Genomic DNA, 22,906 nt, shown 5'->3' with positions numbered 1-22,906 from the left:
AAATGCTGCGGGTTGGCTAGCGGCGCGTCTGCACGCCTATGTCCATCTTCTTGCAGGTGCCTGCAGCCAGGTCATAGCTCATGCGCTCGGTCAGTGTCTCGAGCGCCCGGCCGTACATATGCAGGTGGCGAATCACCTGGTCGCCCTGGATCTCTACAGAATGAATGTCCTCGGGCATGAGCGCGATGCCGCGCCCCGGCTCGACCACGACCACGGCGGTCTCGCGCAGCTTGCCCACGCCAGGCACCGAGCCATCGTCGGTGCGTTCATACACGCGATTGTGCTCCGAGCCCTCGACCGCTGCGATACAGGCCCAGGTGGTGTGGTTGTGCGGCACGATACGCTTGCCCGGACGCATCACGTTCAAATACAGCGCATAGCTCTGGTCCGGGTCTTCGGCGATCAGGTAACGATTCTGGTATTCGCCAGGCTCTGGCGCGGCAAACTCGGCCTGCTGCCAGAACTGGCGCTGCGCCGCCAGGCCCAACAGCTGCTGCAAGACGGCGTCCAGACTTGCACGCGTGGCGGGGCCTGGCCCGATCGCCGCCTTCATGGCTGAAATGGCTGCGCCCACAGCCGCCTGGCGTTGCTCAGAGATGGTAGTCAAGACAAGCTCCTCTTAATCGTTGGGCTCACTTTAGCCTTATGGCCGACTGGCAACAATCCAACGCGAGGAATAAATACATAAATATAATTTAAGTATGGACACCCTAGACATCGACCTGCTGCGCACCTTTTCCACCATCGTCAGCAAGGGCAGTTTTGCCGCGGCGGCCGTGCAACTTGGGCGCACCCAAGCCGCCATCACCCAGCAGATCCAGCGCCTGGAAGACCGGGCCGGCCACCCGTTATTTGAAAAGCAGGGTCGGCAGAAACGGCTGACCGATCACGGGCATCGCCTGCTGGGTTACGCGCGGCATATGCTCGCCATCCACGACGAAGCGCTGCGCAGCCTGCAGCAACAATCCATGCAGGGCCTCATCCGCATCGGCGCGCCGCATGACACGGCCGACACCATGCTTCCGCCCGTGCTTCAGGAAATCACCCTCGGCTTTCCCGGCGTGCAGTTCGACCTGCACGTCGGGCGCAGCCCGTTTCTCATGGAATCGCTGAAAGAAGGGGAAATGGACATGGTGATATCCAACCGCGAAGACCCCGCGTACGAAGGCTTCGTGCTTCGGTCCAGCCCCACGGTGTGGCTGTGCGGCGCCAACTATGCGCACGACCCCGCCAAGCCCGTCCCGCTGGTAATGGCCGACGGCCCCAGCATCTTCCGGCGCATCGCGTGCGAAGCGCTGGACGCCGCCGGCATCGCGTGGACGCCGCGGCACACCTCTACCAGCCTGGTAGGCATACGCTCCGCCTTGCGCGCGGGGCTGGGCGTGACCGCGCGCGGCGTAGAACAGCTGGACCCGGGCCTGCGCGTGCTGGGCGCCGGCGACGGCATGCCGGCCCTGCCCGACCTGGTGTACCGGTTATATGTGCGCAGCCACGTGGTCAACCCGGTGATACGGCAGGTTTTCCAGAGCCTGAAGACGCGGCTGAGCTTTGCGCGCGACACACGGCGCGGCTAAGGCCGCAGGCGCTCCGACTCCTTGGCGCGGATCAGCGCCACCACCACATCATTGACCGGCGTCGGCACGCCCTGCTCTTTGCCCAGCCTGACAATGGCGCCGTTGATCGCATCCACCTCGCAGCGGCGGCCCGCCTGCAGGTCCAGCAGCATCGACGGCCGCGCGCCGGGGATCTTGCCGCCCAGCGCGCGCACGTGGGCAATGGGGTCCGGCAGCCCCAGCTCCACGCCCAGGCTGCGCGACACATCCACCGCCTCCTGAGCGCAGCCGGACGCAATACGCCACGCCTCGGGGTGCTCGATGATCTGGCCTATGGTCAACTCGGTCAGCCCCGCGGTGCCCGAATACGCGACGTTCATGATGACCTTCTTCCAGACCATGCTCGAAACATCGTCGTGCAACGCCACATCAAAGCCCGACGAACGCCATACCTCGGCCGACGCTTCAAGCGCGGTGCGCGGCAGCCCCGCATAAGCGCCGAACCAGGTCACGGCCAGGCCGTTATGGTGCACATGGCCCCATTCGGGCAAGGACGCGCCATAGCCGCCCACCACTCCCACGGCCAACTGGCCCGGATCGATAAACCGCGCCACCCGCTCCGGCGAGCCCACGCCGTTCTGGATGGTCTGCACCACCGTATCGGGCTTCAACAGAGGGGCTGCGGCCTGCGCGGCCGCTTCGACGTCGAACGCCTTGGTGGCGATGATGACCAGGTCGCAGGGGCCGATTCCCGCTGTATCGACAGACGCACTGGCCAGGCGCACCCGCCGCTCGCCGCTATACCCCGATACCCGCAGCCCGTTCGCGTTGATGGCGTCCACGTGCTCTTGCCACGGGGTCACCGCGTGCACCTCGTGCCCGGCCGACGCCATAAGGCCTGCGTAGACAGAGCCCATTGCCCCGCACCCGACAATACATACTTTTGCCATTGCTCCTTCCCCGGTAGTCAGTCCAGCTTGATGCCGGCCTGCTTGATGACAGCGCCCCAGTGATCGAACTCTTCGCTCGTGTAGCGAGCCAGTTCGTCGGGCGACATGGTGTCCACGTACATGCCCGCGCTGAGCACGCCCTGGCGGATTTTTTCGGTGCCCAGCACGCGGTTGAACGCGCTGTTCAGGCGGGCAACGATCTTGGGGTCGAGCTTCTCGGGCCCATAGATGGCGAACCACGAGCCCACGTTGTAGCCCTTGAGCCCCAGTTCATCGGTGGCGGGCACGTCCGGCAACGCATCGAGCCGCTTGCCGCCCGACACCGCAACAGGCCGGGCAAGGCCTGCCTTCACCTGGCCCATGGCGCCCGCCGGGCTGGTAATGTAGAAATCGACCGTTCCTGCCGCCAGCGCCTGCATGGCATCGCCCGCGCCCTTGAACGGAATGTGCACCATGGAAATGCCGGCGATCTGCTCGAGCATCACCGCGCCCACATGGGGAATCGAGCCCTGCCCCGACGAGGCGTAGTTGATTTTTCCGGGATTGGCCTTTGCGTACGCGATCAGGCCCGGCAGGTCCTGAAACGGCGCCTTGCCGCTCACCACCAGCAATTGCGGCGAACTGGCCACGAACGCCACCGGCGTAAAGCGCTTGTTGGGGTCAAGGTCAATATCCTTGAACAAGTGCGGATTCGAGACCAGATAGCCGTTATAGCCGAACAGCAGCGTATAGCCGTCCGGACGGGCATTCGCCACGAAACCGTTGCCGACATTGCCTGAGCCGCCCGGTTTGTTTACCACCACCACCGACTGGCCCAGCTCGGCGCCCAGCGGCTCGGACAACAGGCGCGCCAGATAATCCGTAGAGCCGCCCGGCGGCGAGCCCACCACCAGGTTGACGGGCTGCGCGGGCCAATCTGCGCCCAGCGCCGCGCCGGCGCTGCCCCACAGTACCGCAATTCCCAGGCAAGCCCGGGCCAATGACTTCACCAGCATGTCGTCCTCCGATGTGTTCTTATCGTTGTGGCCCGACGCGGCGCGGCGCGGCCTGGGGCCGCCGCACGAACCACCGGGCGGCCACGTCCCTGCAAAGCAGTATAGGAATGCCCTGGCGACCGGCAAGCGCGATTTGGTCAAGGGCGGTTGGCGAAATTCGAAGGGCCGGCAAGGCGGCCGCATGCCGCGTGCCGCGAACGGCGCGGCACGCGCGGTTCAGGTATCGTGCGCGCGATTGCCCAGCACCTGCTCCACCTTGCGGGCCCATGCCAGCAGCGCGGGGTCTTCATTGCGAAAGCCCACCAGCTGGATGGCGATCGGCAGGCCGTGGTCCCCGCGCGCCACCGGCAGCGAGATAGACGGGTTGTGCAGCAGCGACCATGCGCGGATGAACACTGAGCTGCCCGTGCTGGAAATCTCGGTTGCCTCGCCCAGCGTAGCCGGCATGACCAGCGCGTCCAGGTCGCGGGCAATATCGTAGAACTGGCGGCGGCAGCGGTCGGCCGCGTCCAGCGCCCGGGCGTAGTCCGCATCGCTATATGAACGGCCCAGCTCCAGGTAGGCAAGCAGTTCGGGATCGCATCGGTCGGCGTGGTGACGGCGCAGATCGTCGTATTCCCGCGCCAGGTCGTACGCCATGATGACGTCCTGGATGTCGCCGATCTCTTCGTACGAACCGGGCATCGACAAAGGCACCAGGCGTGCGCCGGCATGGGCCAGCGACGCCAGGTTCTCTTCAAAGATTGCCTGCGTACGCGCATCCGCCTGCGGCCAGTCGCGCGGTTTCCAGACGCCCAGCCGCGGCATGGCGTCGGGCGCCTGGGCGGTGTAGCGCGGGTCTCCTACGAAGCCCTTCATGAATAGCTGCGCGTCTTCCACGGAGCGGCACAACGGCCCGATCACGTCCAGCGGCCGCGAATACGTACGGATGCCGACATACGGGATGAGATCCAGCGTCGGCTTGAATCCCACTGCTCCGCAAAACGATGCCGGCCGCAGAATGGACCCGGCCGTCTGGGTGCCGACCGAGATCGGCGTCATGAAATCGGCCACCGCGGCCCCGGACCCGGCCGATGACGCAGCCGGGCTGCGGCTCAGGTCGTGGGGGTTGCGGCAGGGTCCGGCCAGCATGATGGCGTGGCGCGACACGGTATTCTTGCCCAGTATGTTGTAGCCCAGCGCACGGGCGCGGGCCACCACCGGCGCGTCGGCGCCAGGCTGGCGCCCCGGAAATATCTCGGGGTCGCCAAGCTCCGTGGGCATGTCGGCCGTGTCGATGGTGTCTTTGATTCCCAGCGGCACGCCGTCAAAAAAACGGGTGCGGCCGCTCTTGTCCAGGGCGCGGGCGCGGGCCAGCGATTGTTCCCCGGCCACATGCACCCAGGCGCGAACGTCAGGGTTGCGCAAGGCGATGCGTTCCAGGCAGGCCTGCGCCCAGGCCTCGCACGTCAGGGTGCCGGCATCCAGCGCCCGCAAGCCCTCGGCCATGGTAAGGCGAGCAATAGACGACGGCGCCGGTCGGCGCGCGCGCAAGTCCGCGGTATTCATAGTTGATCTCCGGTCTGTTCGGTGGAGTGGCCCCGGCCGATATAAAGATCGGCCATATCTTCATTGGCCAGCAGGTTGGCGCCCGTGTCGGTAAGCACGATGCGCCCGGCGTCCAGGATGTACCCGCGGTCGCTGAACTGCAGCGCCTGGCGAGCCCGCTGCTCGACCATCAGCACGGCCACGCCCAGGCTGGGCAGGCGCTGCACTTCGCGGAACACCTGGTCGGTCAGGGCGGGAGACAGCGCGGCCGACGGCTCGTCCAGCAGTATCAGCCGGGGATCCGGCATGAGCGCTCGCGCGAACGCAAGTTGCTGCCGCTCGCCGCCGGACAGATTGCACGCGTAAGTGCGCCGTCGCGCCGCCAGCGCGGGAAACATATCCAGCATTTCGGCGATGCGCGCCCGGGGTTGCCGCACATACTCCACGACCTGCAGGTTTTCCAGAACGGTAAGGTCGCCGAACACGTTCTTGACTTGCGGCACATACGAAATGCCCACCCGCACCCGGTCTTCGACATCAAGGCTGCGCAGGTCTACACCGTTGAACTCCAGCGTGCCGGACAGGCGAGGAAGCAAGCCCATCACTGCCTTGATCAGCGTGGACTTGCCTGCCCCGTTCGTACCGGCGATCGTCACGATTTCCTGCGCTGCCACCTGCATGTCGATGCCGCAGACGATATCCACGTCTCCGTAGCCGCCGGCCACGTTCTGCAAGGACAGCAAGGCGCCGCCGCCGGTGTCATGGGAAATGCCCGGCCCGCTCATATCACGCCTCCCATGTAGGCTTCGCGCACGGCTTCCTGCGCAAGCACTTCGCGCGGCCCGCCTTCGGCGATGACCTGGCCGCGATCCATGACATACATGCGGGGCACGATGCGGGCCAGTTCTTCCAGGTTGTGTTCGATGATCAGCACCGTCATCCCTCGTTGATTCAATGCCGTGATGCGCTCGGAAAGCTCGCCGATAAGCACCGGGTTCACGCCGGCGAACGGTTCGTCCAGCATGATGCAGCGCGGCTCCAGCATCAATAGCCGCCCCAGCTCCAGCAGCTTTTTCTGGCCGCCGGAAAGCATGCCGGCCGGCTCATCCGCCACACGGGCAAGATTCAGGAACTGCAGCAGCTCGTGCGCGCGCTCGGCGGCGCGCTGTTCTTCGCGTGCAACCTGGCGCGGCGAGAAGAACAGCGCAAGCAGCTTTTCCCCGCTCAGGTCGGGCGCGGCCGCCATCATGTTGTGCAGCACCGACAGCTGAGAAAACTCGCGCGGCACCTGGAAGGTCCGGGCCAGCCCGCGGCGCACACGCCGGTGCACAGCCAGGTCGGTGATGTCCTGGCCATCGAAGCGGATGGCGCCCGACTGCAGCGGCACATAACCGGTTATCGCCGAAAACAGGGTGCTTTTGCCCGCGCCGTTGGTGCCGATCAAACCCAGCAGCTCCCCGCGATTCAGGTGCAGGCTGACATCGTCCAGCGCCTTGAAGCCTCCAAAACTGGCACTGACGTTACAGACTTCGAGCATCTTCACGATTGCTTGCCTCCCGTCGGCTTGCCCAGTACGCCTTGCGGGCGGTAAAGAACGATAAGAATCAGCGCCATGCCGATCACCCAGATACGCACGCTGGCCATCTGCACTTCGGAAATGCCGCCCAGGAACTCGCGCACGAAACGCGAACCTTCCAGGAACCCGATCAGGATCACCGTACCCAGCGCCACCCCCGACAGCCGGTTGACGCCGCCGACGAACACCGCGATCCAGATGTAGAAGGTGATAAGCGGCACGAACTGGTCGGGGCTGAGAAACGTCAGGTAATGGGCCTGGAAGGCGCCCGCCAGGCCTGCCAGGGCCGCGCCCAGCATCAGCGATCGCGTCTTGAACCGCGCCGGATCCTTGCCGAGCGCACGCACCGCCACCTCGTTGTCCCGGATGGCCTCGATTACCCGGCCAAAGGGGCTGCGGATGACGCGCGTCACGAGCCAGAACACTGCTGCATTGACCGCCAGCAGGCTGATCATGATCCAGAAGTCGATCTGGTCGGCCGGTACCCACCCCGCGAACATGCGCGGAATTCCCGGCAGGCCGTGCATGCCCCGCGTCAGCCATTCTTCGGTTTGCAGCATCATGCGCACCGACTCGGAAAAGCCCAGCGTCACGATGGCCAGGTAATCGCTGCCCAGCCGCAGCGCAATAATGCCCATCGGATAGGCCGCAAGCGCGGTCAGCACCGTTGCGCCCAACATGGCCAGCGGGATGGGAACCCCCTGCATCGACAGCAGCGCGGAGGCATACGAGCCGATTGCGAAAAAACCCACGTGGCCGAAGTTGACCAACCCCGTAAAACCATAGTGCAGGGACAGGCCCACAGCCATGAGCATGTAGATCAGAATGCCAATGGAGATGGCGATCAGATAGGCTTCCATGATTACCTCGCTGCCATCGGCCGGCCAAAGATGCCCTGCGGACGCACCAGCAGCACGACCAGCAGAATCCCGAACGCCATGACGATCTTGTAGGACGGTTCGAAGTACAGGCTGGCAATCTCCTGGGACACGCTGAACAGCAGCGTACCCACCACCGCGCCCACCGGATGGCCGATACCGCCCAGGATCACGGCCGCGAACATCGGCATGAGCAGTTCGAAACCCAGTTCGGGAATCACCACCGCCTTGATGCCGAGCAGCACGCCGCCCAGACCGGAGAACACGCCGCACAGCGTCCACAGGCACAGCATCACCCGCCGCGATCGTATGCCGCTCGCGGCCGCCAGGTCGGCGTTATCGGCCACCGCTCGCATGCGGCGTCCCATGGGGGTAGCGTGCAAGAGCACGAACACCAGGATCAGCGCGACCGTCGCGGTGGCCAGGATGTACACATCGGTGGGCAGGATCCTGACCCCGTTGAAGTTCCAGGCCCGCACCAGAGGCACGTCCAGGTTGTACTGATCCTGGCCGGCAAAGAACGTGATGGTATTGCGCACCACGAACGCCACCCCCAGCGACGCGACCAGCCGCGCGATGTTGGAGCGATGCGCCAGCGCCCGGAACACCCACAGGTAAAAGCCCACCGAAACCAGGGCCGTTACTGCGCAGGCGGCCAGCACGCCAAGCACCAGCGAACTGCTTACGAAAGTCTGCATCGCGATGGCGGTGTAGGCGCCCAGCGTCATGTAGTCGCCCGTGGCCGCGTTGGGAAAGCGCGCGATGCCGAATACCATCGTAATCGCCAGCACCGGCAGTGCCAGCAGCGTGCCGAGCACGATGCCGTTGATCGCCGCGTTCAGGATTGCAATCCAGTCCATGTTCTGCTCCGTGCCTCAGGCTAGCGAACCCGGCACTGTCTCTTTCAGGACGAGCTTGCCGTCGGTGATTTCGAACACACCGAAGTCCGGAACCGTTTCGCCGTGCTGGCCGAAGTTCAGGCTCGACGACGCCCCCTCGTAGTCGACGTCGCCGCCGGACTTCAGGACTTCGCGCCCCTGTTGGAACGACGACACCTTCTGGCCCCCGGACGTCACGGGCTTGATATGCGCGTTGATGTCCATCGTGGTGGCCTGGGCGCCGGCCGCTTCAAGCGCCAGGGCCAGGGTTATCACCATGTCATAGCTCTGCGCGGCGAAAACGTCGGGATCGCGCTTCATCTTGTCGCGAAAGCGCGCCGCAAAGCTCTTGTAGGCTTCGTGGTCGTGGGCCGCCACGTTCGAGACCGAGATAATGCCTTCGGTGGCTTCCTTGCCCAGCGCCTTGACCAAGTCTTCATTGGCGGTCCATCCGGGCATGATGAATTTGCAGTCCTGGCCGGACTGGAACCATTCGCGCAGCAGGATCGTCGCGTCCGGGCGGTACGAGCCCAGGGCGATGACGTCGGGCTTGGTGGCCAGCACGCGGTTCAGTTCCGTGCGGTAAGTGGTCTGGTTGGGCTCGTAGATAACCAGTTCGCTGACCTTGCCGCCGCCCGCTTCCCAGGTTTGCCGGAAGTAATTGGCCAGGCCGACGAAGGTCGAGTTATTGAACGCCATCACCGCCGGCCGCTGGAATCCGCGCTGGCGCGCGATCTCGGCAAACGCCTTGCCGAATACGGCGTTGGACGCCTGGAACATCCAGGCCAGGCCGCGCTTGTTTTCCGTCTGCATCTCGGGCGCGCCGCAGGTGTTCATCATGATGACGCCGGCATTGTTGGTGATGGGCATGATGGCCAGCCCCACCGCCGACGGCCACACGCCAACCACCGCCTGCACCCGGTTGATGTCGATGAGCTTCTTGACCGCCAGCACGGCGGCGTCGGGCTTGGTCTGGTCGTCCTCGGCGTACAGGGCCAGCTGCCGGCCCGCCGCGCCCCCGGCTGCATTGACTTCGTCGACCGCGATGCGGATGGCCTGCAACATGGCGCCGCCATAGGGCCCGCCCACGCCCGTGATGGAGTTCAGCGCCCCGATTCGAAACGGTTCGCCTGGCGACTGGGCCCGGACGGCCCACGGAAACACCGAGGCGGCCCCCAGGGCCACGCTGGACGACACGAACTGGCGGCGGCTGCGATTGATGCTGTGCTTCATATTCGTTCCTTCTGCGCCGTATGCGCATTGCGATTCTTCGAATATGCCGGCTTGGACTGCCCGGCCCCTTGTTGCTCTTGTTGTCGGCCCTTGCTGACGACGCTCGGGCTTGCTGCCTGGCCGGCTGCGTGTTCGTACGCCGCCGGTCGAACTGCCTGCTTTACTACTGGATGGCTCCTGCTTCGCGCAACTGCGCACGGCGCGCCGCGTCCACCCCGAAACGCTCCAGCACCTCGTCGGTGTGCTGGCCGTGCAGCGGCGCCGCCGTGCGCACCAGCCCCGGCGTATGCGAGAAATGGGTAGGTATGCCGATCGTCTTCATGCGCCCCAGCCGGGGGTGATCCAGTTCCTGGATCATGCCGCGCGCCGCGTAATGCGGGTCGTTGACCGCCTGGCCGAAATCGTTGATGGGGCCGCATGGCACCCCTGCCGTTTCGCAACGCTGTATCCACGTAGCGGCATCGGCCTTGGCGAACTCCGCCTCGAGCAACGATTCCAGCACTTCGATATTGGCCATGCGGTCAGAATTCGTGGCGAAGCGGGGGTCGGTGATCCATTCCGGACGCCCCAGCACATCGGCACAGAGCTTTTCCCAGGTGCGCTGGTTCGCCGCGCCGATAATGATGTAGCCGTCTCCGGTCTGGAACGCCTGGTAAGGCGCCGACACACGGTGCCGGCTGCCGGTCGCCTGCGGCACCGTGCCTTCGGCGAAGTACGCCGCGGCTTCCCAGATGAACCAGGGCAGCCCGCATTCGGCCAGCGAAATATCGATGTGCTGCCCTTCGCCGGTCTGGCGCTGATGCAGGCAGGCCGCCAGGATGGCATAGCAGGCCGTCAGTCCGGCGCCGATGTCGTAGATGGCGATGCCGGACTTCAACGGCCTTCCCCCGGCCTCGCCGGTCATGCTCATGATGCCGGTCATGCCCTGCGCCACCAGGTCGAACCCGCCCTTGCCTGCGTACGGACCGGTCTGCCCGTAACCGGAAATCGAGCAGTACACCAGGCGGGGGTTGATGGCGCTGAGCGTGTCGTAATCCAGCCCCAGCGAGCGGGTGACGCCGACGCGATAATTTTCCACCACCACATCCGCCCAGCGCACCATGTCATATACGATGTTGCGGGCATCCGGATGCTTCAGGTTCAGCGAAATGCCCATCTTGTTGCGGTTGATCTGGGCAAAGCAGGTGGACTCCCCATTGACATAGGGCCCCATCTCGCGCGAATCATCGCCGCTTCCGGGCTTTTCCACCTTGATGACTTCGGCGCCCAGGTCGGCCAGCACCATGGTGCAATACGGGCCGGCCATGATCTGAGAAAGGTCCAGGACCTTCAGGCCGGCCAGCGGCTGCTTGACTTCGTTTGCCATGACTACGGATTTCCTTCTTAACGGCCCAGGAAAGCAGGCTTTTCCTTGCGCAGAAAAGCCGCCTTGCCAATGCGATAGTCTTCGGTGTCGAAACAGGCGTAGGGCTCGAGCCGCTCTGCCTCGCTCAGGGGTACGCCCGACGCAAGCTTGCGCACGAAGCGCTTGTGCCATCGGTTGACCAACGGCGCGCCTTTGGCGATGCGCGCCGCACACTGGTAGGCGTGCTCGACCACCTGCTCGTCGTCCACCACACGGGTCAGCAACCCTTTGGACATGGCCTCGTCCGCCCCGAACACACTGCCTTCAAGCAGGATTTCCAGGGCATGTGCCGGGCCGATCAGGCCAACCAGGTCTTCGAGCTCGCGGTAGTCCAGGGTCAGGCCTATGCGGTTGATCGGTATGCCGAAGCGCGCGCTGCGAGCCGCGATGCGCACATCGCACAACGCCGCGATCTCGAGCCCGCCGCCCACGCAGGCGCCTTCGATGCACGCCACCGTGGGATGGCGCGTGAGCTTCAGGCGGTCGGTCATGTCCAGCGTCAGTTCGGCATACTCTCGCGCCACCTGGGCGTCGCCCCGCTCTTCATCAAAGCCGCCGATATCGCTGCCGGCGCAGAACGCGCCGCCGGCGCCCCGCACAACGATACAACGCACACTGTCGTCCGCATCCAGCGCATCGATGGCCGCGCCGAACTGCCGGTACATATCCAGCGTGAAGGCATTGCGCTTCTCCGGCCTGTCCAGCAGTACGGTGGCGATGCCGTCGCTGCCTTGTTGCACGCGTATCGTCATGACTGTTCCTCCAGCATCAGCCGCGTGCCGTCAAGCACCAGCCGATCATCCAGCCACAGCTGCGCGTCGGTCACGATGGTGTCGTAGTGGGCAGCTGCCTTCACCGTGCCGCCGATGTAGGCGCTGGTTCCCAATGCCAACTGTATCGATCCGTACACGCTTTCGTCGGAAAGCATGGTGCCGTCCAGCGTGCAGCAGGGATTCATGCCCACGCCCAGCTCGCCCAGGTTGTACACGCCCGGATCCTGGAAGCTGGCCAGCAGATCGCGGAACCGCCTTGCCAGGTCTCCGCCTTCGATGGAGACGGCCATGCCGCGCTCAAACACAATGCGCACCGGCTCGTCGCGCACCAGCCCCACGCCGGGAATACTGGCGTTTACGACGATGACGCCCTCGGCGGTGCCCTCAACGGGGGCCAGGCTGGACTCCAGGCAATAGCCCGCCGAAATATCGACAGTGTTGGCGAAACCATGCAGGGCCCGTCCGCGTCGTCCGGCGATGCTCATGCGGATATCGGTGCCGGCGGCGCTGGTGACACGAGCGTGGTCGGCGCGGCTCAACGCGTCGGCCAGGCCCTGGATCTGCGGGCGCAGGGCCTCGAAGTCGGCGTTCCACCCGTCGGCCAGGAAGAAATCCGGCAGATCGGATTCGGGCAGGACGATCACGCCCACGCCTGCGCGAGTGGCCTGCTGGCGCGCCTCGGTGTGCGCGGCGTTGGCGCGCGTCAGGGCAATGACCAGATCGGCCGCGCACATCGCCTTGGCCACCACGTCCGAGAACGGCCGGCCATGCTGGCGGCTGCCGGGTATCTGCATCAGGTGCGGCACGGCGCCGGCTTCCTGCACCGCAATGGCCAGGGGCTGCACATTGTGCTCGGTATAGAAGTCGTAAAGCACCAGCACGTTCATGTCGGGCCGGGCCGCGCCCAGCAGGCGCACCACTTTGCGGGCATTGTCGAGCTTGAGCAGCGTGTTCATGCGCGAGCCTCCCGCGACACACGCACGATGGCGGCTTCCAGGATATCCAGGCCTTGCTCCAGTTCGGCCTGGCTCATGTTCAGCGGGCCGAGAAAGCGCAGCACATTGCCGTGGAACCCGGCCTTCACCAGGATCAGGCCGGCCTCGTAGGCATACTGCACGATGCGGGCGGCCAAATCCTGCGCGGGCTCGGCGCCGGCCTTGTCCTGCACGATTTCCACCGCCTGCATCGCGCCCACGCCCCGGGCATCGCCCACGATGTCGATATCCCGAGCCCATTTCGCGAACCGCGCCTGCAGCACCTCGCCCAACTGGCGGGCCTTGGCCGCGTAGTCGTCGCGCTTCATGATGCGCATGGTCGCCAATGCCGCGGCGCAGGCCAGCGGGTTGCCGGCGTAGGTGCCGCCCAGCCCGCCTACGGCGGGCGCGTCCATCAAGTCTGCCCGGCCCACCACGGCGGCGATAGGCATGCCCCCGCCCATGGACTTGGCCAGGGTGTACAAGTCAGCCTGCACGCCGCTGTGTTCGGTGGCGAACCACTGCCCCGTGCGGCAGAAACCCGACTGGATCTCGTCAGCAATCATGACGATGCCGTGGCGGGTGCAGTAATCGCGCAGGCGCTGCATGAACTCGGGCGGCGCAACATGAAACCCGCCCTCGCCCTGCACCGGTTCAATCACGATCGCCGCCACCTGGTCGGCCCCGATCTCGGTTTCGACCATACGCCGCAGCCGGGCAAAGGCGTCGTCCACGCACGACTGAACATCGCCGCGCCAGCGATAAGGCACCGGAAAAGGCGCGCGGTACACGTCGCCCGCGAGCGGGCCGAAGCCGGTTTTGTACGCCGGCGCCTTGGCGGTCAGCGACAGGGCCATGTAGGTGCGGCCGTGAAATGCATTCTCGAATGCCACCACTGCCCGCCGGCCGGTGGCGCACCGGGCGATCTTGATCGCGTTTTCGATAGCCTCTGCCCCGGTGCTTTGCAGCATGACCTTTTTAGGCCAGTCGCCCGGCACCTGATCGACCAGCGCCTGGGCCAGCTCGATATACCCCGGGTACATCACGATGTTGAAGCAGGTGTGCAGATAAGCGTCGGCCTGTTCCTTGACGGCCTGCACGACCTCGGGATGGGCGTGCCCCACATTGAGGGTGCCTATGCCCCCGGCGAAATCCAGGTAGCGGCGCCCGTCCAGGTCGATAACGGTGGCGCCGGAAGCCTCCTGGGCGAATATGGGCGGCCCGTTGACCACCCCGCGCGCAACCAGCGCCTGGCGCCGGTTCAAGTATTCCTGGCAACGAGGGCCGGGCAACCCCGTCGAGTGATCGGTATGCAAAGCCATTCTCCTGATATCGAGCGTCCCATCGATCGGACGGAAGCAGTTTGGGGCGGAATCAGGATTGTGTCAACGATGAATTACAATTTGGGATATAAAATTGTGCACAATCTTGAGCCCAAACGGGTGTTATCATTCCGCTCACCCAATTTGCCTTTCAGGAACGGTGGAAATGGCAACCCGAACCAAGCCCGCGGCCAGCGATAAGCCGGCGGCAGCAAAAAGAAAGTTGATTTCCACGCAGGCCGTGGTGCTGGACGTGCGCGACCGCATTGCCGCACAGGCATTGCTGCCAGGCTCGCGCATTCCCGAAGAAGATCTGGCGCAGCACTACGGCATCACGCGGGCCAAGGCGCGCGAGGTACTGGCCACCCTGGAAGACCGCGGGCTGGTGCAGCGCGTGCCCAACAAGGGCGCCATCGTCGTGCCGGTAGACATGCAGACCACCTACCGCCTGTACGAAGTGCGTGAAGCGCTGGACAGCCTATCGGTGCGCCTGGCCATGCAGAACGCCCGCCCGGAAGACTGGCAAGAGCTCCAGGAATGGCTCGGCCCGCCGTTCGAGCAAAGCCTGCGCGACGGCGATATCGAAGGGCATGTAGACACCATCATGCGCTTTCGCTACCGCGTCACAAGCCTGGCCGGCAATCCGATACTCAGCGACCTGATCGAACGGATCTACGAGCGCACCCGGGTCACCATGCGGCGGGTGGCCGTGCTGCCGGGCCGCGCGGAAGCCGGCATCAAGCAATACCGCGAATTGCTCGCGGCAATGATGCGCGGCGACGCCGACGCCGCCGACCGCTGCGTGCGCGAACTGAACACCAGCGCGCGCGAATACATCCAGCGGTATAAGGAATATCTGTAGCGCGGCCGCCCAGGCCAGGCGCGCAGCGCCTGGCCTGGGCGGCCGCATCTAAGTCCGGCGCTGCTGCGCCGCCAAGAGTAAGGTGCCGCCGCGGGGTACGGCGCGGTGTCAGTCCGTGGTGATGTTGCGTTCCTTGATCAGCTTGCCCCAGCGTTCGCGTTCGGCGACTTCAAACGCGGCCAGGTCCTTGCCGGTAATGGAACCGGGCGTGGCGCCGAGCTTCGAAAACTGCTCCTGCACGGCAGGGGTCGCCAAAGCCTGCTTTGCCGCTTCGATCAGCTTGGCCTGCGCCTCGGCGGGCGTGCCGGCCGGCGCGTACAGCGCGAACCACGCCGTCACGTCGAAGTCCTTGAGCCCCGATTCGGCCACGGTAGGCACATCGGGCAGCAAGGGCGAACGCTCGGCAGAAGTAACTGCCAGGGCGCGCACGCGCGAACCGTCTTTCAGCTGGCTGATCGTGCTGGGCAGGTTATCCATCAGCACGTCGATCTGGCCGCCGATCAATGCCGGCATGGACGCAGACACGCCCTTGAAGGGCACGTGCAGCATGTTGATGCCGGCAGCCTGCTCCAGGTAGGCGCCGGTCACGTGCACCGACGATCCGACGCCGGGCGAGGCATACGATATCAGTGCGTCCTTGCGTTGCCTGGCGTCCGCGAACAGGTCCTGCACCGACTTCCACTTTGCGTCCTGGCGGACCGCAATCACGTTGGGCGTGGTGAACACCATGGCCAGGGGCGCGAAGTCCTTGGCCGGGTCGAACTGCATGTCCTTGTAGATGAACTGGTTGATCGATTGAGTGCCGATAGTGCCCATGCCGATGGTGTAGCCGTCCGCGGCGGAACGCTTGAGCACGCCCATGCCGATATTGCCGCCCGCGCCGGCGCGGTTTTCAACCACGATGGATTGCTTCAGCAGCGGGCCCATCGCGTGGGCGATCGTACGGGCGGCCAGGTCGGTGGTGCCGCCGGCGGGGTAAGGCACGATCAACGTGATCGGGCGCGACGGATAGTCGTCTGCCTGCGCGCACAACGCCGTACCACCGATGACGGCTGCGGCCAGGATCTGGGAAAGTTTCCGGTGTTTCATGAAAGATGTGTCTCCATCCAGGTAAGGGACAAAAGGTAGTCTACGGCGCTGTACTTACACCATAAGCTCAATAAGGAATGGGGCCTGCTTGCCGAAGCTGGCCTGCATAAGGTCTGCGCATTGCTCCAGGGTGGTGGCGCGCGCGGCCTCGACGCCCATGGCGTTGGCCAGGCCCACCCAGTTCAGCGCCGGGTTGCCCAGGTCCAGCATACTCATCGCGGTATCGCCCGGGGTCGCGCCCACGTTGGCGTACTCGCCGATAAGAATGTTGTACTTGCTGTTGTTCAGGATGATGGTCGTGCACGGCAGCTTTTCGCGGGCCTGCGTCCACAGCGACTGCAGCGAATACATGGCCGAGCCGTCGGCCTGCAGGCTGATCACGCGGCGCTGCTTCTGTGCGCCGATGGCGGCGCCGGTGGCCACAGGCAGGCCATCGCCGATCGCGCCGCCAGCCAGGTGCAGCCAGTCGTTGGGCGGCGCCGCATGGCTGAACTTATAAAAGCCCCGCCCGAACGACACGCTCTCATCCGAGATGATGGCGTGTTCGGGCATGACGGCGGCCACGGTCTGGGCCAGGCCCTCCGGAGTGGGCGCGCCCGTCGCAACCGCGGGGCGCGGCCCCGGGTCGGGGATGGCGACCTCGGGCGCGTTCAGCAGCGACGCCAAAGCCTGCAGCGCAGGCAGCGGATCCTGGTCGGCGCGCGCCAGCACCTGCAATTGGGCGTCGGGCGGATACTGCGTCGACGGCAGGCCGGGGTACGCAAAAAAGCCCACGGGCGGCTTGGCGTTGACGAGAATGATGTGCCTGTAGCGCTGCAACGCCTTGATGGCAGCCTCCATCACGTAGGGCGTGCGCTCGAGCTGCAGGCGGCCCCGGCCGCGCGACAGGTGCGCGGTGACGAAATCGGCCATCAATGTGGCGCCGGTTGCCTGCGCGATGCGCCACAGCCAGGGGTGCGCGTCGCTCAGCACCGCCGTGCCGCCAACCAGGATCAGGGTGTCGGCGCCATGGGCGCGCAACGTGCGCGCGGCGTTCTCGATGGCATTGCCGTCTACCGGCAGCGACGCGGGCGCGGGCACCGGCTCGCCGACCACCCCACCCTCGTTCCAGGACACATCGGCGGGCAGGATAAGCGTGGCGATCTGGCCGGGAAAGCTGCGCGCCGCGGCGACGGCTTCAGCCGCGTCACGGCCCAGGCGCGCGCTGTCGACGCTGGTGCGCACCCATTGCGACACCGTCTGCGCCATTCCGGCCGTATCGGCGGTCAGGGGCGCGTCGAAGGGGCGATGGTAGGTGGCCTGGTCGCCCACAATGTTGACGATGCCGCTGCGTGCGCGGCGGGCATTGTGCAGGTTGCCCATGCCATTGGCCAGCCCCGGGCCGCAATGCAGCAGGGTGCAGGCAGGCTTGCGGGCGATGCGGAAATAACCATCGGCCATGCCGGTGACCACGTTCTCCTGCAGGCCCAGCACGCATTTCATGCCCGGCACCTGGTCGAGTGCAGCAACAAAATGCATTTCGCTGGTTCCGGGATTCGCAAAGCAAGTATCGATACCGGAAGCCAGCAGGGTTTTAACCAGACTTTTGGCGCCATTCATAAAAACTCTTCCCGCAGTTTTCTACTGAACCCGCCATTTTTTATCGCTTCTACCCAGGCGTAAAGCGACAAATAATTGCCATATGATGAGTTTTAGTCATCAACCCTATCGGATGGCGGTAACCGCAGCTCGGCGGCGAAGCCCCGCGCTTCCTGGTGTATCCATTCGCGAAAGCACTGCAGCGGCAGGTTGTCCCGAGTCTCAAGCGGGTACACAAGATGGTAGGAATCTTCGGCCAGCATCGAAAGTGGATGCGCCCGTATCACCCCATTCTGCCAGGCGGCCTCGGGCACGAAGAATTCGGGCACCAGGCCAACCCCCAGCCCTGCTTCGGCGGCCCGCACCACCATCGACTGCAACTCGAAGCCGGCGCTGGCGATCGATTCAGGCATCTGCGCCACGCCGGCAAGTTCGAACCACTGGCGCCAGGACTCGGGCCGCGTGGTGGAATACAGAAGCGTGTACTGCAGCAGGTCTTCGGCGCGCTCGAGCGGCTTGCCGATCAGGTCGGCGCGGGCGATGGCGACCATGCGTTCGCCAAACAGTAGTTCCAGCGTGGCGTGCGGCCAAATGGGCTTGCCGTGATGTATGGCGGCATCAAAGTGTTCGTTTTCGAACGAAAACGGGGCGGTGCGCACGCCCATGTTGATACGTACATCCGGATAGCGCGCGTAGAACGTGGGCAGTCGTGGAATCAGCCATTCGAGCGCGAACGTCGGCAGCACCGCAAGTTCAAGATTGCCCCGACCGCTGCCATGCGCGGCGATGGCCAGCGTGTCCTGTTCCAGCGCACGCAGCGAGGCGCGCACCTTTTCGCTGTACAGCAGGCCCGGCCGGGTCAGCGTCACCCGCTGTTTGACGCGAACAAAGAGCGACACACCCAGGCTTTCTTCCAGCAGACTGATCTGCCGCGAAATGGCGCTTTCGGTCACGGACAACTCGCGCGCGGCCAGCGTGAAGCTCTCGTGCCGGGCCGCCGCCTCGAAGGCAGTCAGCGCCGCCATGCTGGGCGTGCGGATACGACGCATGATGCGATGAATTCCCCTGGAAGAATGCGGTGCGGCCGCCATCGGAAGGTGGTAGCGCGAGGCCGGCAGAGCAATGACCCGACAGGCACTGAAGGAGCGCGGCGCGGCTGTCGGCCCGACAAAGACCGACGCCTGCGAAATAAGCTACAGCGCGACGGAAGGACGACGCCGGCAGGCGAAGTTCTGGCGCGCCCGACAGGAATCGAATCGGTACGGCGCAATATTAGCGCCGATTGGCGCGACGTTGGGCGGGATTCGCGCTCGGTCATGCAGGTCAACAGCTACCTTCGTGATCGCCTCGTCCTGACAGACTGGCGCGTGCTCAGCAGCCTGAGCACAGCTTTAGCTGCCGTGGAAAGTGGAAGAGGCCACATGATAAGTTCCGCGTACACGCGGAAGATCGCCAGTGCGTTCAAAGTGAGTTTCGTTCGCCTGGAGCCGGAAGTCCGGATGCCGGTATGCATCTATCAGCGAGCCGACCAGCCGCGCAACAGCCTGGTTCGCACCGTGGCGGACGGCTGATGCGCAGACATCCGCGTTCGCACGCGTCTTACCAGCGATAGCGCAGCGTGGCCAGTACCGTGCGTTCCGCGCCCCAGTAGCAACTCAGCGGGCCCAAGCACGTAGCGACATACTCTTTGTCGAACACGTTGGAAATATTCAGCGCCACTTGAGCGCCTCGTAGCGCCTCGGACAGATTCCCCAATTCGTATCGCAAGGCCATGTCCACCAGCGTCACGGCAGGAATGGCGTAGTTGTTCGCATTGTCGCCGTAGCTGCTGCCACGATATGTCGCGCCCGCACCCATGCCTAGCCCGCGCAGCGCACCGGCCTGGAAGGTGTAGTCCACCCACACACCGGCCTGGTGCCGCGGCACAAACGCCATCTGGTTGCCTTGCTGGCCCGTGCTGTCGGTGGCGTTGGTGCGGCGGATCTCGCTGTCCGTGTAGGCATACGACGCCGTAACGTCGAGCCCGCGCGTTACCTGCGCCTTCGCTTCCAGTTCTACGCCGCGCAGCCGTACCGCGCCGGTCTGCGTATTGAAGCTGGTGTTGAGCGGATCGGGCGCCAGCACGTTCTTCTGGTCCAGCTGGAAGACGGCCAAGGTCACCAGCGTATCGGAACCGGCCGGCATGTACTTGACGCCCGCTTCTACCTGTTCGCCAGTGCTCGGCTTGAACGGCGTACCCAGGCGATTCGTTCCCGACAGGGGCTGGAACGACGTGGAATACGCCATATAGGGCGCAATCCCGTTATCGAAACGCCAGCTGGCACCCACGCGGCCCGTGAAGTGCTCCGGACTGTTGCGTGCCGTCGCCGTGGCATTCGATGCGTGAGTCCAGGTACGGGTTCGGGAATGCGTCCAGTCATACCGGCCCGCGAAGGTAAGGTGCAGCTTGTCGATGGCAATCTGGTCCTGCAGATACAGGCCCAGCTGGTCGCGCCGCTGGTCAATGCGCATGCCGTCCGGCGGCGTCTGGATGCCGGCATTGGCGTAATCCGGGTTGTACAGATCGAACAATGGCGGGGAAATCGGCGGCAACAGCAAGGTCAGCTGCGACTCGGTGAAGTTCGAACTTTCGCGCAGATAATCGAAGCCTATCAACAGGTCGTGCTTTACCGGGCCCGTATCGAATTTCCAGGCCAGCTGATTATCCACCTGAATCGCGCGCGAGGATTCGGGAAACGCCCAGGCGTAGCGGATGGCCTGCGTGTCCGTTGGCATGGCGCCGAGCTGAACTCGTCGCGTATCGGTATCGACCTCACTGTAGCGCGTCGTCTGACGGAACGAGAGTGCGTCATTGAATCGGTGGTCCAGCGTATAGCCGACCAGCGTCTGTTCGTTGCGGAACCGGTCATAGTCGGGGTCGCCGACGTAACGATCGCGCGAAATGCGCCCCTTCGAAGACGGATACAGCGTCCCGATCGCCGGCAGCGCCGGGGCGCCGCCGCCGCCGGCCGCGTCGATTTCCTGGTACTGCACGGAGAAATTGATGGTGGTGTCGGCCGACGCCTTCCAGGTAAAGCTCGGCGCGATAAAGACCTTGTCGTCGGTCACGTAGTCGAACTGTGTCCCGCTATCGCGCACAAGTCCGGTCAGCCGATACAGCAGACGCCCGTCCGCGTCGACCGGGCCCGAAAAATCGAATCCGCCCTGGAACCGGTCGAAACTGCCTCCCTGCACGATGACCTCATTGCGATAGTCTTCAGTGGGACGCTTGCTCGTCATATTGATGACGCCGCCGGGGGATGCCTGACCATATAGGCCGGAAGACGGCCCCTTCAGGACCTCGATTCGTTCCAATCCGTATGTCTCTACCCGCGGTTGCGCGTAACCCCGTGCGCCAAACGGCAGCAGCAGCCCGTCCAGATAGCGCCCCGGCGTGAAACCGCGCACCGTCAGCCAATCGTGGCGCGCGTCGTTGTCGCCATACTGCGTCACCACGCCAGGGGTGAAGCGCAGCGCCTGGGACACCGACGTCGAACCCTGGCGGTCCATCTCGTTGCGAGTCACGATGTTCACGGTCTGAGGAATATCGATCAGTGCGCTATCCGTCTTGGTGCTGGACCGGCTGCGCACGGCTGCATACGCGTCACCCGAGGCGGGCGATTGATCGACATTCCCCTCCACGCGAACCGGCGCCAGGACGGCTGCTTCCGGCGTCTGTGCCAAGGCGGACGCGCACGCGCCCAGATTGAAGAGGACAGCCAGCGCGAGCGGGCGCATACGGAACGGCGGTAGGGTCATAAAGATCAGGCCTCGTTATAATTAACAAGAATCATTATTGATTGGTAATGGATAATCCCAGAACGCGGCGGCAATGTCTGGCGTTTTTCCGGCGCGCACTGGCGGATTTGCGGCCCGGCGACATTACGGCATAGCGGTTTTCACGCAGCGTCGTAGGCCACGCGAACTCCTGCAAGCGGTATCCCGAACCCACATGAAACCTGCCCCCGCCATTTATGCCACGCCGCACAAGCCACATGAATGGTGGCGCGGCACGCTGCCCACGGTGCCCCGAGACGATGATTGGGAAGCCGTCATCAAACAGGTCGAGCGGGTGGCCGAGGGCGTCAGCCTAGTGGTTCTTGACGGCGTGGCGCCGCGCGAACTTCATCTTCCATCGCCCGACAATGCCTTGTTTGGCATACAGATCTGCCTGGAAGGCAACCTGGAGCTCACCCACGGCGGCGGCCGTTCCTGCCTGTTGTCGGGCGGCATGGCGATGGTGTTTCACCACCCGGTGCCGGCCTGCGCGCTCTGGCGTTTGCCGGCGGGCCAGAGCATCAGGCTGGTGGATATACGCTTCACACTGGAGGCGCTATGCAGCTTGGGCTGGAGCCACCTGCCCGGCCGGGTCGAACACCGTTTCGCGGGGCCGGATGGCGGGGGGGCCGTCGCCTTTTCGGCAGCGTTCGCCACGCCGTCGGCCTGCGTGGATCTTGCCTGGGCGCTGGCGAGCGACGCCCCGGTCAGCGACGCATTCGCGCGCCGTGCGTGGCGCTGGGCGCGCATCCAGGAGGCGCTGGCCCTGGTAGCCGACACGATCTGCACGCCGCTCCCGCTGCAGCGGCCCACAGACAAGGAATACGTCGCAATCGTGGCCGCGGGAACGCTGCTGCGCCAAAATTGCGCAGAGGCCTGGACGCCACGGCAGTTGGCACGGCGCGTCGGCATTCCCGAAAAAAAACTCCAGGCCGGGTTCCGGGCGTACTTCGGTACTTCGGTACACGCTTATTTGCGCGACCTGCGTTTGACCGAAGCAGCGGCCATGCTCGACCGCGGCTGCAGCGTTACCCAGTCCGCGGTCGATACCGGGTTTTCCAGCCAGAGCCACTTCGGCAAAGTATTTCGCCAGCGTTATGGCCTGGGCCCCAAAGACTGGGCGCGGCGCAGCGCAGTACGCGTACAAACAACGGTGCAAGTCGTCTCAAGTGCGCCCATGAGTCTGAGCGAAGCCCCCGGGGAAGGATTCACGCAGCCAGGCCCTTGCATCGTCGCCGATCACCCGGCCGGCATGTTGGATGGTCTCGAAACCGGGCAAAACCGCTGGATGCGATGAATCGGCGCCGCAGGATCGTCGTGGTGGCGGCACAGGCCGATACCAAGCGCGTTGCTGGTGCTGGAGCACGTTGGCGCACACTAAGAACCGCCCTGGCGCAACTGCTTTGTAGCCGCCTTTTTCACAGGCGTGAGGTCATCAGAGGAAGAAGGCCAGGATGCCTGCGCTGTACGCAGACCATTTGCCAGCACAAGAGGGCC

The 22,906-nt window shown here is 64.7% G+C and carries 21 protein-coding genes; 4 read left to right on the top strand and 17 right to left on the bottom strand.

The annotated features are described in order from the left end of the window. Positions 1-16: 16 nt before the first annotated feature. Entirely contained in the window at positions 17-607 is a 591-nt protein-coding gene (locus CAL18_RS00435; RefSeq protein ID WP_094817139.1) for a cysteine dioxygenase family protein, read from the bottom strand. A gap of 94 nt (positions 608-701) precedes the next feature. Between CAL18_RS00435 and CAL18_RS00430 the strand changes: the two genes are divergently transcribed. Then, entirely contained in the window at positions 702-1,574 is an 873-nt protein-coding gene (locus tag CAL18_RS00430) for a LysR substrate-binding domain-containing protein (protein ID WP_094817138.1), read from the top strand. On the opposite strand, the gene CAL18_RS00425 is transcribed toward CAL18_RS00430, so the two are convergent. From CAL18_RS00425 to gabT, 12 genes are all read right to left on the bottom strand, one after another. Continuing rightward, positions 1,571-2,503: a ketopantoate reductase family protein gene (locus tag CAL18_RS00425; RefSeq protein ID WP_094817137.1), complete on the bottom strand. Its 933-nt coding sequence runs from the start codon at positions 2,501-2,503 to the stop codon at positions 1,571-1,573. The genes CAL18_RS00430 and CAL18_RS00425 overlap by 4 nt on opposite strands. 17 nt (positions 2,504-2,520) lie before the next feature. Then, entirely contained in the window at positions 2,521-3,498 is a 978-nt protein-coding gene (locus CAL18_RS00420; protein WP_170940263.1) for a Bug family tripartite tricarboxylate transporter substrate binding protein, read from the bottom strand. A gap of 216 nt (positions 3,499-3,714) precedes the next feature. Continuing rightward, the gene (locus CAL18_RS00415) at positions 3,715-5,046 is read right to left on the bottom strand and encodes an amidase (protein WP_094817135.1); all 1,332 of its coding nucleotides are present in this window, start codon (positions 5,044-5,046) and stop codon (positions 3,715-3,717) included. After that, the gene (locus tag CAL18_RS00410) at positions 5,043-5,810 is read right to left on the bottom strand and encodes an ABC transporter ATP-binding protein (protein ID WP_051423755.1); all 768 of its coding nucleotides are present in this window, start codon (positions 5,808-5,810) and stop codon (positions 5,043-5,045) included. The genes CAL18_RS00415 and CAL18_RS00410 overlap by 4 nt, the downstream gene beginning before the upstream one ends. After that, positions 5,807-6,562 carry an ABC transporter ATP-binding protein gene (locus tag CAL18_RS00405; protein ID WP_038852321.1) on the bottom strand — a complete coding sequence of 252 codons (756 nt, stop codon included), beginning with the start codon at positions 6,560-6,562 and terminating at the stop codon, positions 5,807-5,809. The genes CAL18_RS00410 and CAL18_RS00405 overlap by 4 nt, the downstream gene beginning before the upstream one ends. Before the next feature lie 2 nt (positions 6,563-6,564). Further along, positions 6,565-7,461 carry a branched-chain amino acid ABC transporter permease gene (locus CAL18_RS00400; protein ID WP_026639587.1) on the bottom strand — a complete coding sequence of 299 codons (897 nt, stop codon included), beginning with the start codon at positions 7,459-7,461 and terminating at the stop codon, positions 6,565-6,567. Positions 7,462-7,463: 2 nt separating this feature from the next. After that, complete coding sequence (locus tag CAL18_RS00395; protein WP_026639588.1) at positions 7,464-8,339, bottom strand: branched-chain amino acid ABC transporter permease; 876 nt, start codon at positions 8,337-8,339, stop codon at positions 7,464-7,466. A 15-nt stretch (positions 8,340-8,354) separates the two neighbouring features. Then, positions 8,355-9,590, bottom strand: a complete 1,236-nt coding sequence (locus CAL18_RS00390) for an ABC transporter substrate-binding protein (protein WP_026639589.1) — start codon at positions 9,588-9,590, stop codon at positions 8,355-8,357. A gap of 163 nt (positions 9,591-9,753) precedes the next feature. Further along, entirely contained in the window at positions 9,754-10,956 is a 1,203-nt protein-coding gene (locus CAL18_RS00385) for a CaiB/BaiF CoA transferase family protein (protein ID WP_026639590.1), read from the bottom strand. Positions 10,957-10,973: 17 nt separating this feature from the next. Continuing rightward, positions 10,974-11,747, bottom strand: a complete 774-nt coding sequence (locus CAL18_RS00380) for an enoyl-CoA hydratase/isomerase family protein (protein ID WP_094817134.1) — start codon at positions 11,745-11,747, stop codon at positions 10,974-10,976. After that, positions 11,744-12,724, bottom strand: coding sequence for an aminopeptidase (locus tag CAL18_RS00375; RefSeq protein WP_026639592.1), 981 nt, complete (start codon positions 12,722-12,724; stop codon positions 11,744-11,746). The genes CAL18_RS00380 and CAL18_RS00375 overlap by 4 nt, the downstream gene beginning before the upstream one ends. Further along, entirely contained in the window at positions 12,721-14,058 is a 1,338-nt protein-coding gene (gene gabT / locus CAL18_RS00370; protein WP_249278357.1) for a 4-aminobutyrate--2-oxoglutarate transaminase, read from the bottom strand. The genes CAL18_RS00375 and gabT overlap by 4 nt, the downstream gene beginning before the upstream one ends. 172 nt (positions 14,059-14,230) lie before the next feature. On the opposite strand from gabT, the gene CAL18_RS00365 reads away from it, so the two are divergent. Next, positions 14,231-14,926, top strand: a complete 696-nt coding sequence (locus CAL18_RS00365) for a GntR family transcriptional regulator (protein WP_094817132.1) — start codon at positions 14,231-14,233, stop codon at positions 14,924-14,926. A gap of 108 nt (positions 14,927-15,034) precedes the next feature. Here CAL18_RS00365 and CAL18_RS00360 read toward each other — a convergent pair whose 3' ends face one another. The 3 genes from CAL18_RS00360 to CAL18_RS00350 form a co-directional block, all read right to left on the bottom strand. Beyond that, entirely contained in the window at positions 15,035-16,015 is a 981-nt protein-coding gene (locus tag CAL18_RS00360) for a Bug family tripartite tricarboxylate transporter substrate binding protein (RefSeq protein WP_094817131.1), read from the bottom strand. 54 nt (positions 16,016-16,069) lie between these two features. Then, entirely contained in the window at positions 16,070-17,614 is a 1,545-nt protein-coding gene (locus tag CAL18_RS00355; RefSeq protein ID WP_026639596.1) for an acetolactate synthase large subunit, read from the bottom strand. Positions 17,615-17,706: 92 nt separating this feature from the next. Then, positions 17,707-18,642 carry a LysR substrate-binding domain-containing protein gene (locus tag CAL18_RS00350; protein ID WP_094817130.1) on the bottom strand — a complete coding sequence of 312 codons (936 nt, stop codon included), beginning with the start codon at positions 18,640-18,642 and terminating at the stop codon, positions 17,707-17,709. Positions 18,643-18,909: 267 nt separating this feature from the next. On the opposite strand from CAL18_RS00350, the gene CAL18_RS00345 reads away from it, so the two are divergent. Continuing rightward, positions 18,910-19,164 (top strand): hypothetical protein, encoded by a 255-nt coding sequence (locus CAL18_RS00345; RefSeq protein ID WP_094817129.1) that lies wholly within the window; start codon positions 18,910-18,912, stop codon positions 19,162-19,164. A gap of 28 nt (positions 19,165-19,192) precedes the next feature. Here the strand turns inward: CAL18_RS00345 and CAL18_RS00340 are convergent, their stop codons facing one another. Further along, positions 19,193-21,391, bottom strand: a complete 2,199-nt coding sequence (locus CAL18_RS00340) for a TonB-dependent siderophore receptor (RefSeq protein WP_094817128.1) — start codon at positions 21,389-21,391, stop codon at positions 19,193-19,195. A 193-nt stretch (positions 21,392-21,584) separates the two neighbouring features. Between CAL18_RS00340 and CAL18_RS00335 the strand changes: the two genes are divergently transcribed. Further along, positions 21,585-22,706 carry a helix-turn-helix transcriptional regulator gene (locus tag CAL18_RS00335; RefSeq protein ID WP_051423757.1) on the top strand — a complete coding sequence of 374 codons (1,122 nt, stop codon included), beginning with the start codon at positions 21,585-21,587 and terminating at the stop codon, positions 22,704-22,706. Positions 22,707-22,906: the final 200 nt, after the last annotated feature.

The organism is Bordetella genomosp. 7, from assembly GCF_002261415.1.
GTDB lineage: Bacteria > Pseudomonadota > Gammaproteobacteria > Burkholderiales > Burkholderiaceae_B > Bordetella_A.
Note: the sequence above shows the minus strand (reverse complement) of the source record. Positions and strands in the feature narration are given on the sequence as shown.